Origin of the sequence: Bacteroides caecicola (genome assembly GCF_023337095.1) — a bacterium.
Lineage (GTDB): Bacteria > Bacteroidota > Bacteroidia > Bacteroidales > Bacteroidaceae > Phocaeicola > Phocaeicola gallinarum.
The window spans coordinates 1-12,725 of record NZ_JAMBLM010000003.1; the positions used below are offsets into that span (position 1 = coordinate 1).

Sequence of the window (12,725 nt, forward strand, 5' to 3'; positions counted from 1 at the left end):
TATATTTGTATTTTATTGGGATGCGCAGAAATGCGCAAATGTTAGGCAAGCCACGGCTGGAAATAGTCGGGACTTGCCTTTTTTATTGACTGTTTGAAAACTCAAGGCAGTTACTTTGACAAGAAATCTCCGCCAAACGAGAGCGGCAACAAGTCTTTTACTCCGTCTATCTGATAAATTTCTTTTTCACCGTATAACAAGATACGGATAGGCTGGTGGTAGCGTTGCTCCGTTTCAAGCAATACCTGCCGGCAGGCTCCGCAGGGAGGGATGGGAGTGTCGATAAACCCTGATACCGTGCGGGCGGCAATGGCAAGTGTCTTTACGGCTTGGTCGGGATATTGCGAATTGGCGTAGAACAGGGTAGTTCGTTCGGCGCATATTCCTGAGGGGTAGGCGGCGTTTTCCTGATTACTGCCCGTTACGGTTGCTCCGTTGGCAAGCAGTGCGGCTGCGCCCACTGAAAAGCCGGAGTAAGGCGAGTAACTTCGCCGTGTGGCTTCTTTGGCAAGATCTGTCAGCCGACGGTCTTCTTCACTCAGTTCGTTGTAGCTTAAAGCACGGATTCGGATGTCTAATTTAATTTCTTTCATGGCAGTAATGTTACATTTTCTGCGATTACAAAAGTACGAATAAAAAGTGATAAACAGAAAAATGTAGCAAAGTTATTGGCAGATAGGCGTTTTAGGAAGATGGCTTGAAAAAATGAAAGACAGAAAAAGCAATGAAAAAGCCAAGTTAGGACATCGCACCGTTACCAATTCGTGACCATGCCCAAAACAGGTTATGACGAGGTTGGAAGAATATAGAAAACACTAACTTCCAGTGAGTTACTAACAACTCACGCAAGAAAATGCGGCGTGAACGAGAATTGCAGTATTCCTCAATGATTTGCGTAGCGACGAAGGATTCTTCACGAACTAAATTTGAAACCAAAAAAATTTTAGAACGATGAAGAGTTCATTGCTGCTGTCATTTTGGGTGTCGTTTGTCAAGTTCTACAATTCTGTCAATTCTTCCGTACAATATCTTGCGGAGTGCCGTCTTGTCCATAGCCTTGTATTCTCTCCATTGTCCGTACTGGCTTACAAGGAATGTCCTCAGTATGTCGGAGAAGTCAAACCGCCATCCTTGCAATGGTATCGCACTTTTGAAATAGGTATTGCCGTTTACCTTTTCGGTTATCCAATTCTTTTCCTCTCTGTTCAGTACCTCGCCATTGTTCACTTTCATACGAAGTCTGTAAACCTTGCACTCATGTAGGCTTTCCAATGTCGGAACTTCCCACTTCACGAATTTTGTTGCTACTGCTGCTTCCATATCCATTTGTTTTTATTTTTAATGCGGATTCGAGAGCTGAGGGAGTTGAGTTTCCAACCTTATATGCCTCCCGTTTATCCGACATTTTTTTTAATGCGTCTTTCTGTCGCTTTGGTCGTTTTCGTTTCGGGTGCTTCAAAAAAGGTAGGGAGTGGGTAGAGCAAGGGTTTTCAAATAAAATTCGATACACAAATAGGAATCTGTTAGAAACAAGCTATTTATAAGCTTTTCTCAAAGAGTGAGGTAATGACTTGGCAACGGTTGCTAATTCTGTGATATGCGGTGTATTTCCACCTAAAAACTCTCGCCGACTGCAAAAATACAAAAAAAGAGGATAGGAGTGCAAGTCTTATAAAGTTTTTTCTTGCTTTTCATTCGTATATTCCATTTTGGTAGTCCGTGATATATTGCGTAAACGTCTTTCCCGTCTGTTGCTTGAAGAAACGCATCAGATGGCTGGGGTCGGAAAAGTGGAACTCGTCCGCCAACTGGCTCACGTTGCGGTCGGAGAACAACAACTCGTTTTTCAATTCCTCCAACAGGCGTTGTTTGAGCAAATGGGTGGCGGACACGCCGAACTGCGCCACGACGGAGTTGTTCAGCGTGATGCGACTCACACGGAGCATATCGGCATATTCCTGAACACGCTGCACGGTGCGGATATGCTTTTCGAGCAAGTCCTTGAACTGGAATGCATAATTGTTCTTCGGCACTTCGACCGGCAGACGGTAAGTTTTGGCGTATGCCCGGTTGATAACCACCAACAGATAGTAAAGCACAGATACGATAAGGTTGTAAGTGTCTGCCACAGGATGCAGCAGCTCCTGTTTTATCTTCCCCAAGAGGCGCATATATTCCGCCAGTTCTTCCGGCGCGGCAAACAGGTACGGTGGCGTGTCGGTCTGATAATAATACAGCAGGCGATAGACGAAGAACTTGTCGGCGATGAACGTGTGCATAAAGTCCTCGCGGAAGATAAGGAAAGTGTAGTCCAGTTCCGCTTCATCCACGTGCCATTCCTGTTGCTGGTGCGGCGACAGGAGGAGCACCATATCGTCCCGTAACTCTATTTTGCGGAAGTTTAACAGCACATAGCCATTGGCGCGGCGAAAGAAATAGAAACTGAAAAAATCCGTCTTGAACGTCCGGTGCTCGGTCAAGACACCACAGATGTCCTTGCTCTCGCCTGTGTTGATGTAGAAGTCCACGCCGCAACGTGTCTTGCTGAACGGGACGCTGACCAGTCTTTCGGGGTTGGTTATCGTTTTCATCGCTCTTGTTCTTTGCTTTCTGCAAATATACATCATTCTTTTATCAAAATGGCATATATTCCTCTTTTTAAGGCATAGAGGCATCAGGGGAATCTTCCGAACTTTGCACCCGACAAATCATAAAAGCGTAACATTATGAACGAGAAAGCTATTATCCGGTTGGTGCGCAGCGCCACCTTGAAAATCAATTATGCAGGACACACCATCCTTGTTGACCCCGTATTTGCCGACAAAGGAACCCTGCAATCCGCTCTCGGCGTGTATAAAAGTCCGAGGGTGCATCTGGTAATGCCCATCAGCGAAATCACCGAGGGCGTGGATATGGTACTGCTCACACACAACCACATTGACCATTATGAACCGAGCGTGAAACAACATTTGCCGAAAGACATCCCTTTCTACACCCAGCCGCAAGACAAGGAAACCCTCGTGCAAGATGGTTTTACAAATGTAGAAGCAATTGAAAAGAGCAAGACAATAGGCAACTTGACCATCCACCGCACCACGGGTCATCACGGTTTCGGTCAGATAGGCCAGATGATGGGACCCGTGTCGGGCTATGTGCTGATGGCGGAGGGACTTCCGACCATTTATATAATGGGCGACTGCAAATGGGAACCGTGCATCCTTGAAACCGTGGAAAAATACCGCCCTGATTATATCGTTGTAAACAGCGGCGGTGCGGTGTTCCCCGAATTTTCCAAGACAGACGGCTGCATCATCCCCGACGAACAGGAAGTGATGGCGATGCTCGACACGCTCCCCGCACAAATCAAACTGATAGCCGTACACATGGATGCTATTGACCATTGCCAGACAACACGCGAAATTCTGCGAAACGAAGCCCGCCACCACGGAGTGGATATGAACCGACTGATTATGCCGGGAGATGGGGAGAGCATTACGTTATGAGTGTTTGCATCAAATCGCTGATAAAGAATATGAACATAGTGATAGGCTGCTCAATAGGGTGCAGCTACTGCTATGCCCGTAATAACTGTCGCCGCTTCCATATCACGGACGATTTTTCTGTACCCGAATATATGGGGCGCAAGCTACACATCATCGACACTCCAAAACCTCACGTATGGCTGATGACCGGAATGAGCGACTTCTCCGATTGGAAGCCTGAATGGAACGCGGAGATTTTCGGAAGAATGAAAAGCAATCCGCAACACGCTTATATCTTTCTTACGAAACGTCCGGATAAGGTCTGTTTTTCTACGGATGACGAAAATGTCTGGATGGGCGTGACCGTCACGCGCAGTTCCGAGAAAAAAAGGTTAGAAGATTTGAAAAGAAATATCAAGGCCAAACATTACCACGTCACCTTTGAACCTATCTTTGACGAAATCGGAGAGATAGACTTCGCGGGTATCGATTGGGTTGTCATAGGCACGGAAACGGGACATCGGAAAGGCAAAGTGGATTCCCGTCTCGAATGGGTGCTTCACATTGCCGACCAAGCCAAAGCGCAAGGAATCCCCGTATTTATGAAAGAGGATTTGCTGCTTATAATGGGTGAAGAAAGGATGATTCAGGAACTGCCGGAACAATTTATCAAACGCATACAATGAATATTGAAACAATCAAGGAAATAGACGTACAGAGCGTTATGACCAAATCCGCACTGCCAGTCGGAGGATATTCGGTCAATCCTTACGTGGGATGCCCTCACGCCTGCAAGTATTGCTACGCATCGTTTATGAAACGCTTCACCGGGCATACAGAACCGTGGGGCGCGTTTCTGGACGTGAAGAACTGGAAACCGATAGCCAATCCGCACAAATATGACGGTGAGCGCATCGTGATAGGTTCCGTGACGGACGGTTACAACCCCTATGAGGAACAATTCCGCCGTACCCGCAGGCTGCTCGAAGAACTGCGCGGAAGCAACGCCGAGATTATGGTATGTACGAAGTCCGACCTCGTCCTTCGCGACCTCGACCTGTTGAAACGTTTTCCCAAAGTAACAGTGTCTTGGTCAATCAATACGCTTAACGAACAGTTTCGTGCGGATATGGACAACGCCGTGAGCATAGAACGCCGCCTGAAAGCAATGCGCCAAGTCTATGAGGCAGGCATCCGTACCGTGTGTTTCGTTTCGCCCATATTTCCGGGAATAACCGATGTAAAGACGATTATCAAGGAAGTGAAAGGATATGCCGATTTGATATGGCTTGAAAATCTGAACCTGCGCGGACAATTCAAAGGAGAGATAATGGCATATATCCGTGAGAAGCATCCCGAACTCTTCCCATTATACGATGAGATTTACAACAAGAAAAGGCTTGATTACTGGCAGGCATTGGAGCAGGACATATCCCAATATGCACAGACGCAAGGATTTCCCTATCGGGTGAACGATTTGCCTTACGGACGCTCGGAAAAAGGAAAGCCTGTCATCGTAAATTATTTCTATCACGAAAAAATCAGGCTCAAAAAATAAGATGTATATAAATTCCCGCTATGGGATGATAGCAAACAGCTTCGGTATGCCCGAAACACAAACTTGCTACCATAAAAACAGAGTTCAGACTTTAAAACAACTCATAAACTTTGGGCAACTCAAAGGACTGCTCGCAGCTTCTTTCGGAAGCAAACGGGGGCGTTCAGGGGGCAACCCCACTGGCTCATTGGGGAGTTTTTAGCATGAGCGTCAGCGGTGCGTGAAGAAAACGCCATAATGAGCTATGGCTTTTGTTCCCAAAAGCCTGCGGCGGTGTCGGTTTTCCCTTGTCGGTCGGCAGAACGGAAGTCCGTCTGGCCAGCCTGCGGATGGTGATACTCACCTCCGTTGCTTCCACAGCAGGCTTGATGATGAATGAAAATCCGATGAATTGATGAATGGGCGACTTAACATACTAAAAGTCATAGCGATACATGCTCAACATTCTTTCATCAAACCGCTTGTCAAAAGAAAAGCGATGAGTAAGGCTGTGTCCGTTTTCTCTTTTCATCAGCCATATCCTTTTGTTGAGAGTTTGATGAGGATGTAAACCGCTGTTATTCTTTATGTTTATATATACTTTCATCAATTCATCAAAATAATAAATAGCACTCATGCAAATTACCATGCCGTATTCCGGCAGACTTGCAGGCAAGTCTGAAAGTTTTGAATTATTGAGAAGTGAAGATAACGCATTGATGTTCTGTAATATACGACCTAAACAACCGTTCAACAAACCCGTTCACAAAACATTTGGCGACGAAAAGAAAAATAGCACTTGTCTGTCTTTTCGCAAGCACAGCCTTTCCAACAGGGCGTTGCGTACCCTTGCGGCATTGGGTGTGTTGATACGGAAAGCGATTGCCACGACCATTGGCAGGGCATACGCCTCCGCACAATAACCGTTGGGAAGCCTGATGCGCCTTTCCACATCGCAAGGCTTCAGCACTCCGCTTTTGTACACGGCTCGGATGGCGGCACGGAGTGTCGGGGCGATTACATCGAACAGCCTTACCAACTCCATTTCGTTCATCCACACGTTGGCGGCATCGGACGGCACGGCAATCCTGCCGCACCCGTCCATCGTGATTGTTGTCCGTTCCATAGACTGTGCGTTATAGGACGAAACGTCCGCTTATCTTGCTCTCAAAGGCGGATATGTCGTTTTCAAGTTTAGCGTTGGTCACCTTCGCGTAAATTTGCGTGGTGGTTATATTCGTATGCCCCAAAATCTTGCTCACGCTCTCTATCGGCATACCGTAATTCAATGCCAAAACAGCGAATGAATGGCGGCTCAAATGGAATGAAACCGGCTTTTCTATCCCGCATTTCTTCGCCACAGCCTTGATGCGTTTGTTCACCATGTCAAGCGAGCCGATGTTGAAAAGTCGCTTGTCTCTTCTGAACGGCTCGTAACGCCTGATTATCTGCATGGGGATGTCCATCAGCTTGATTTGGAACGGTACGCCCGTCTTTTGGCGTTTCGACACAATCCATGATGCGCCATTCATCTCAACGATGTTGTCGGTGGTCAGGTTCTTGATGTCCGTGAACGAGATGCCAGTCCAGCAACCGAACAGGAACAAATCCCTCGCCAATGCGAAGTTGGGATTGTCCAGACTGATTGTACTCAACGCCTGAATTTCATCTTCCGTGAGAAAGCCTCGTTCCTTGTGGTCGGGGTCAACGTGGTACATCGCAAACGGGTTTCTCGGTATCTTGCCATTGTAGTGCGCCGTGGTGACGATGTGTTTCAACGGTATGGAGTATATCCACACGGACGATTGCGCCAGCCCGACCTCGTTTCGCAGGTACAGGCAGTAGTCACGGATGAAATCCTCCGTCAATTCGTTCATCGCCATGTCCGTCCGCTTGTACTGCCTCTTAATAAACTCCGCTACGTATTTGCGGACGGTCAGGTACTTCTGGTACGTACGCTTGGAGCGGTCTTTGCCCACCCGCTTGGCAAACGCCTCATTCTCCTTGTCAAAGGCTCGTAACAATGTTTCATACTCCGTGCCGATGCCTTGATAGGCGTTGCGTACCATTTCAGCCGTGACAAATGCCTCACGGTCGGAAAGCCGCTGGTAGTGCTTCGTTATCTGCGCCTTGATGTTGTCAAGCGCATAGTTCACCGTCACCGCCTCGCGGCTCTTGCCTTTCGCCCTGTTGCCTTTAGCATCCCACAAATCCTTGGAGATACGCTGCTTGCAACTGAACTGTGCGATAGTCCCGTTGATTGTAACCCGTCCCATGATGGGGACAATTCCATTCTTTTCCTTGCTTCCGTTTACATAGAAGACGGTCTTGAAAGTACTCCTCATAATCCTTGCTTTTTGTTTGGTGCAAAATTAGTTTATGGGAGTTGTAAAGGCAGAATGTAAACCTACGCAGAACGCAGAAATAGAGACCGTTAGTGTTAAATGTGCATCAGGTGTTGGGTAATGATTTGGAAGTGCATCTATTGCTGTAATCCGCCCAAATCCGTTTTTCCGCCCTTATGTCATTCCGTGCCACCCGAAGCCAAACCCTCTGACCGTCAGTGAGAATGCTCAAATTCGCTTTATTCTGCGTTTTATCCTATTATTTTCAAAGAAAAAATACTACCCGTAGGGCTGGAGATTTTTTCTAAAAACCATTGAGCATCCCAATCCCGGATTTACCTTTGCACCCAGAACGGGAACGATCCACCTGATGCGACTGCCTGAAAGACCATCAAAATGGAGGTAAACGGATGTGGAGGCATATTGGATATGAAATGTTCCGGGAAAAGAAAGGAAATGTCAAAAAAAAGGATACGGCGAAAACGTGAAACTGGCAAACATTCCAAGAAAGTATGTTGCAACCGTGTGGCTAAACCTGTTTAGTTATGCGGTTGCAATTTTCTTTCCGGTTTGCCGTCATGGGTAATGGCACTTTTCATTTATGGAAGGTGTGGTTACCCATGACTTCCGTTTTCGATTAGAGGAACCGACAAAAAAAAAGAAAATCAACAGGTGACAGCCGTAAAAGCACCGCTTGTGGCATAAGCAAAAAAAGAAAGGGGCCTTGCATCATCAGTCTGAACATGGTTCAGGCGTGACGCAAAGCCCTTTTCTATGCTTATGCAATAGTAGGAACATGGTCGTCGATTTATTGACGATGGTGTTCCTACGCCTTAAATCGCTTTTACGGAAAAACTTGTCTGTGGAGCTTAAAAAGCTGGATTTTTATTTCAATATATGCCATTAATATGCTACTTTTGCATACGAAGAGTTCTTTGAAGGTTACGCAACGCATAGAAGAATAAAACAGTAGATAACTAACTAATTCGTAACCTATTACTACTATGAGTTGGTAACTGCAACTCATTTTCAATCACTTAGACCTTTTTCGTAATTTCGTTTGGCGACATTAATATAGTGATAATCATTGAATCATCAAACTCTTTAGCCTTTTTTTATTACATTATTTGAGTACTTGCGAAACTTGAGTTATTTAATATATGAAAATAAATTTAAAATATATCTTATTAGTCATATCTTTTGTGTTGTCTATTTCTGCTTTATATGCCGAATCGTTTGACGGTATGTTTAGTGTTCGTCACATCGGGCGCACTGATGGATTGAGTAGCGAAAGAGTATTCTCGATAGTTGAGGATAATGACAATGTGATGTGGATTTCAACCAGAACTGGAGTGGACAGATATAATGGTCGTACAGTAAAGAATTATTCATTGTCTGCCAATTATTATTATGGTGATTTGGCAGGGAGAATAATCAGGCTTTATTTTGATAATAAACTGGGACTTTTGGCATACGATCATACCGGGAGAATATATAAATATCAACCGAATACGGACAGCTTTGAGTTGTATTTGTTTTTGGGCGAGTATATTGAGGGGGAAATTATTCTTAATAAAATATTTTCAGATGAAAATGGAACGCTTTGGTTTGGATTGAGTAGAGGATTATATTCAAAAAAGTCAGACGGTGCTTTATGTTGCGTTTTAGAAGACAATTATATAAATGATATAGCATGTTTGTGTGATTCTTTATTTGTTGGTACATCGAATGGAGTTTTTCGTTTATCATGTAGGGAAGATTCTGTTTCAAATCAACTTGTTGAAGATAAAAATGTACAAACTCTTTATTTCGATAAGTCTGAAAATAAGTTGTGGATTGGTACTTTCAACAGCGGATTGTGGACTCTGGATCTCGGAAATTATTCATTACATCGTATAAAAGGTCAACATCTGTCTTTTTTTAATCCTATTCGCGCCATTACTCCTTATGACAATAACAGAATACTTGTTGGAATAGACGGTGGTGGAGTATATTTTGTGGACAAACATACCTCAGAAACAAAGTTGTTTGTAAATACAGAGGATAGTGGGGAGTTCTTTTTACGTGGCAATGGAATCTATGCCGTAACCAAAGACTTTCAGGATAATATATGGATAGGCAGTTACACTGGTGGAGTGTCTGTGGCTATTTCTTTGAAGTATCCTATCAATATAATGACACATGAACGGGGAAATCCGCAGTCGTTGGTAAATAATAATGTGAATGATATAGAGGAGAATATAAATTATGATTTGTGGTTTGCCACGGATGATGGTATAAGTATTAGGAATAAGTCTGATCATCGTTGGAAACATATATTAAAATCTATTGTAATAGTAGATTTATGTAGTTCAGGCGATGGAAATGTCTGGGCTGGAACTTATGGAGACGGTTTGTATCTGATTGATAAAGCCGGACGTGTGTTAAAACATCTTGTTCAAAAGCCGGGAGGTCTTACTACGAATTATATTTTTTCGGTGAAGGAGGACAAGGACGGAGATCTTTGGATTGGGGGACTTGACGGAAATTTAATTATAGCCGACAAACAAGGAAAGCGTAAAAATGAGTTTGAAATAAACTGGGTTCATTCCATAGAAGAAGTTGATTCTTTGAGAATGGCTGTTGCTACAGTAAATGGTTTTTGTATTGTAGAAAAATATACATCTCAGTTCAGACGTTATGCCACAACCTCTGAGTTCAATGATAAGAATGTCAGTGCTTATATCATTTCAATGTTGTTTAATGGTGACGGTACTGTATGGCTTGGCACTGAAGGAGGTGGTCTGAATCTGTATGATATGAATTCAGGTGATGTAAAGATCATTACCACTAAAGAAGGCTTGCTGTCCGATGACATATATAGCTTGCAACGTGATAATAAAGGTCGTATTTGGGCAAGCACAGGTAAAGGTCTTGCCGTTGTAAATGGCCTGAAGGTTTCAAATCTGAATTATATTCATGATACAGATAAGACATATAATAAATCGGCATGTATCAAACTTTCTGATGGTAGGTTTGCTTATGGAAGTACTTATGGGGCTATTTTTATAACTCCTGGCGCGATGGCTGTTGAGGAATACGACGCGCCTGTCAGGATAACAGATTTAAAATTGGAGTATATCTCTCCTGAGAAGGAAATACAGATGCGTCCGTCCATTTATGCTATGCTCATGGATAAGAAAGTTGATCTTGATTACAGTTATAATTCATTTTCTGTTACTTTTGAGTCAATAAATTATCGTTTTCAGCATGATATAGCTTATCAGTATATTCTTGAAGGATATGAAAAATCATGGAGTGCGGTGTATTCGAATGGAACTGTCAGATATACTAATGTATCGCCGGGAATGTACACATTAAAAGTCAGAAGTTTGAGAAAAAGTAATGGAGAAATCATTTCAGAAGCTTCGCTTTCAATAAACATTGATCAGCCGTGGTGGAATTCATGGTATGCATGGATAATATATTTGTCATTAGTTTTCGGTATATTTTATTTCATACTTAGATATAAGAGTAATCAGCTTCAAAAAAGACATAATGAGGACAAAATAAAGTTCTTTGTAGAGACAGCACACGATATACGGACTCCTGTAACACTTATCATGGCTCCTTTGGAAGACCTTAGTAAGAAAAAAGACCTTTCGGATGATGTAAGTTACTTGTTGGAAACTGCGCGTAATAATACACGTAAACTACATGCGCTTGTAAGTCAATTGCTTGAGTTTGAGAAAATAGATACAAATAAGAAAAATGTAACTCTTAAACCTGTAAATATCAACGATTTGTTAGTGAAGGAATGTGTAAGCTTCCAGTCATATTGTGATAAGAAACAATTGCATATAAAGATATCTTTGCCTGAACATGATGTGTTTGCAATGGCAGATGAGCAGATGATGGAAATGTTGCTTGACAATCTTATTTCGAATGCTTGCAAATATACCTTGGCAAATGGGACAATCAGCCTGTCACTTTTATCTGATAAAAAGAATGTAGTTATAGAGGTTCAAGACACAGGTATTGGCATTCCGGCTGATGCCGGCAGACAGCTGTTCAAGAATGTTTATCGTGCTGTTAATGCAAGACAGACAAACGAACCCGGCACAGGATTCGGGCTGTTGCAGGTACAGCGTTTGGTGAATATGATGCATGGCAAAATTTCATACAAATCTGAAGTAAACAAGGGCAGTACGTTCTATGTTACGTTACGCAATGCTGATATTGATTCTTCTTTTGATAATAATGTTATACATAAACAGATATCTCCGGTTATAGAAAATAGAACTGAGTATATTGGTGATGATTCTGAAAATATTAAAGAATCTTTGGATACATTGCTTATAGTCGAGGATAATGATGAATTACGCTGTTATTTAAAGAAGATTTTTGAACGTGATTATCGGGTTATAGATGTATCTGATGGAAGTAAGGCTTTGGAATGTTTGGCAGAAGAATATCCGGATCTTATTCTGTCGGATGTTATGATGCCTGGTATCCAGGGTGACGAGCTTTGTCGTATAGTAAAGGAAAATCCACAAACATCCGGCATACCGTTTATATTGCTTACTGCCAAGGTAACCCATGATGCCATGGTTACCGGTCTGAAAAGTGGAGCGGACGACTATATTCCTAAACCTTTCAGTGCAGAAATTTTAAGATTGAAGGTTCATAGTATTCTCGAAACCAGAAATCATCTTCGTGAATATGTTCTGAAAAATGTGGTGGCGCAAATAGAGAAAAATGAAACTGTTGGCACTGATACTTTGAACAATGATGATGAAATACGGCAAACAGACGAGGGCAATGTTCAGAATGATACAGTACCGGTATCAGAGGATGATTTGAATTTTATTAAGCATGCAACACAACTCGTCATGGATAATATGGATGATGAAGAATTTAATATTAACCAATTGTGCCAGGAAATGGCTATGAGCCGTACATTGTTCTACAACCGTTTGAAATCACTTACAGGAAAGGCACCGCAGGACTTCATACGTCTGATTCGCCTTCAGAGGGCGGCAGAACTGTTGAAACAAGGAAAGCCTGTGGCAGATGTAGCCGCTGAAACCGGATTTGTGAATTCTAAATATTTCAGTATATTGTTCAAGAAACAATTTGGTATATCACCAAGCAAGTTTCTGGAGCAAAACTAATAGATAGTTCTATATTTATATTACGGGCTGACAAATCAATAATGTCTTATTTATGAACATTTATTGATTTGTCAGCCCGATTTTTATATGTTTTCTTGGTTAAAAAGCAAAAATGATAGATTTCAACCCTTTTCTGTCAGCATTCAAACCCTGAAAAACAGGATTATACCCAATTTTACCAACAGCTTGGAAGCTGAATGTAATCTTT

Annotated in this window: 9 protein-coding genes; 4 read left to right on the forward strand and 5 right to left on the reverse strand. The window is 42.9% G+C overall.

Annotated features, from left to right (window positions below):
- Positions 1-110 precede the first annotated feature (110 nt).
- The 3 genes from M3085_RS03390 to M3085_RS03400 all read right to left on the reverse strand — a co-directional run bounded on the left by M3085_RS03390 (position 111) and on the right by M3085_RS03400 (position 2,591).
- The gene (locus M3085_RS03390; protein WP_178256662.1) at positions 111-593 is read right to left on the reverse strand and encodes a cytidine deaminase; all 483 of its coding nucleotides are present in this window, start codon (positions 591-593) and stop codon (positions 111-113) included.
- Between the two features lie 379 nt (positions 594-972).
- Positions 973-1,320, reverse strand: a complete 348-nt coding sequence (locus M3085_RS03395; protein WP_013619458.1) for a hypothetical protein — start codon at positions 1,318-1,320, stop codon at positions 973-975.
- Positions 1,321-1,691: 371 nt separating this feature from the next.
- Complete coding sequence (locus tag M3085_RS03400; RefSeq protein ID WP_191710077.1) at positions 1,692-2,591, reverse strand: helix-turn-helix domain-containing protein; 900 nt, start codon at positions 2,589-2,591, stop codon at positions 1,692-1,694.
- A gap of 135 nt (positions 2,592-2,726) precedes the next feature.
- Between M3085_RS03400 and M3085_RS03405 the strand changes: the two genes are divergently transcribed.
- From M3085_RS03405 to M3085_RS03415, 3 genes are read left to right on the forward strand one after another with little or no spacing between them, the layout of a single operon-like run.
- Positions 2,727-3,503, forward strand: coding sequence for an MBL fold metallo-hydrolase (locus M3085_RS03405; protein WP_087428940.1), 777 nt, complete (start codon positions 2,727-2,729; stop codon positions 3,501-3,503).
- On the forward strand, positions 3,500-4,168 hold the full coding sequence (locus tag M3085_RS03410; protein WP_087428939.1) for a radical SAM mobile pair protein A: 669 nt from the start codon (positions 3,500-3,502) through the stop codon (positions 4,166-4,168). Before M3085_RS03405 ends, M3085_RS03410 begins: the two co-directional genes overlap by 4 nt.
- Positions 4,165-5,040 (forward strand): radical SAM mobile pair protein B, encoded by an 876-nt coding sequence (locus M3085_RS03415; RefSeq protein WP_249052280.1) that lies wholly within the window; start codon positions 4,165-4,167, stop codon positions 5,038-5,040. The genes M3085_RS03410 and M3085_RS03415 overlap by 4 nt, the downstream gene beginning before the upstream one ends.
- Positions 5,041-5,782: 742 nt before the next feature.
- On the opposite strand, the gene M3085_RS03420 is transcribed toward M3085_RS03415, so the two are convergent.
- Complete coding sequence (locus tag M3085_RS03420; RefSeq protein WP_149942414.1) at positions 5,783-6,145, reverse strand: hypothetical protein; 363 nt, start codon at positions 6,143-6,145, stop codon at positions 5,783-5,785.
- Between the two features lie 10 nt (positions 6,146-6,155).
- Positions 6,156-7,367, reverse strand: coding sequence for a site-specific integrase (locus M3085_RS03425; RefSeq protein WP_175327148.1), 1,212 nt, complete (start codon positions 7,365-7,367; stop codon positions 6,156-6,158).
- A gap of 1,157 nt (positions 7,368-8,524) precedes the next feature.
- On the opposite strand from M3085_RS03425, the gene M3085_RS03430 reads away from it, so the two are divergent.
- A complete protein-coding gene (locus M3085_RS03430) occupies positions 8,525-12,517 on the forward strand; it encodes a hybrid sensor histidine kinase/response regulator transcription factor (RefSeq protein WP_249052281.1) in 3,993 nt (1,330 codons plus the stop codon).
- The last annotated feature ends 208 nt before the right edge of the window (positions 12,518-12,725 follow it).

What these genes read in the sequence shown, in the direction of transcription:
- M3085_RS03390 (WP_178256662.1), bottom strand. Translation starts at nt 593, where the DNA reads ATGAAAGAAATTAAATTAGACATCCGAATCCGTGCTTTAAGCTACAAC.
- M3085_RS03395 (WP_013619458.1), bottom strand. Translation starts at nt 1,320, where the DNA reads ATGGAAGCAGCAGTAGCAACAAAATTCGTGAAGTGGGAAGTTCCGACA.
- M3085_RS03400 (WP_191710077.1), bottom strand. Translation starts at nt 2,591, where the DNA reads ATGAAAACGATAACCAACCCCGAAAGACTGGTCAGCGTCCCGTTCAGC.
- M3085_RS03405 (WP_087428940.1), top strand. Translation starts at nt 2,727, where the DNA reads ATGAACGAGAAAGCTATTATCCGGTTGGTGCGCAGCGCCACCTTGAAA.
- M3085_RS03410 (WP_087428939.1), top strand. Translation starts at nt 3,500, where the DNA reads ATGAGTGTTTGCATCAAATCGCTGATAAAGAATATGAACATAGTGATA.
- M3085_RS03415 (WP_249052280.1), top strand. Translation starts at nt 4,165, where the DNA reads ATGAATATTGAAACAATCAAGGAAATAGACGTACAGAGCGTTATGACC.
- M3085_RS03420 (WP_149942414.1), bottom strand. Translation starts at nt 6,145, where the DNA reads ATGGAACGGACAACAATCACGATGGACGGGTGCGGCAGGATTGCCGTG.
- M3085_RS03430 (WP_249052281.1), top strand. Translation starts at nt 8,525, where the DNA reads ATGAAAATAAATTTAAAATATATCTTATTAGTCATATCTTTTGTGTTG.